1 rRNA gene is annotated in these 407 nt (G+C 48.6%); it reads left to right on the plus strand.

The features are described from left to right. Nucleotides 1-62: 62 nt before the first annotated feature. Nucleotides 63-407: ribosomal RNA gene (locus lacNas_RS13180) — 23S ribosomal RNA — on the plus strand; the annotation flags it as partial.

The following is a 407-nucleotide window of genomic DNA, read 5'->3' on the forward strand; positions in this document are numbered from 1 at the left end:
TCATTGAGATCAATGAACGATTGCAAAGCGACCGAGAGAGTTCGAAAGAACAAAACTTGTTAGGTCAAGTGAAGAAGGGCGCACGGTGAATGCCTTGGCACTGGAAGCCGATGAAGGACGCGACTAACCGCGAAAGTCTTCGGGGAGCCGTAAGTAGGCTTTGATCCGGAGGTCTCCGAATGGGGGAACCCAGCATGTGCAGACATGTTATTCATGAGTGAATACATAGCTTATGAAAGGAACACGCAGTGAACTGAAACATCTAAGTAGCTGCAGGAAGAGAAAGAAATTCGATTTCCCAAGTAGCGGCGAGCGAACAGGAAAGAGCCCAAACCGGCAGATTTATCTGCCGGGGTTGTAGGACTGAGTCATGGCACTTCAGAGGATAGCAGAAGCATTTGGGAAAA

It is taken from the genome of Lactobacillus nasalidis (assembly GCF_016587775.1).
Classification (GTDB): Bacteria; Bacillota; Bacilli; order Lactobacillales; family Lactobacillaceae; genus Lactobacillus; species Lactobacillus nasalidis.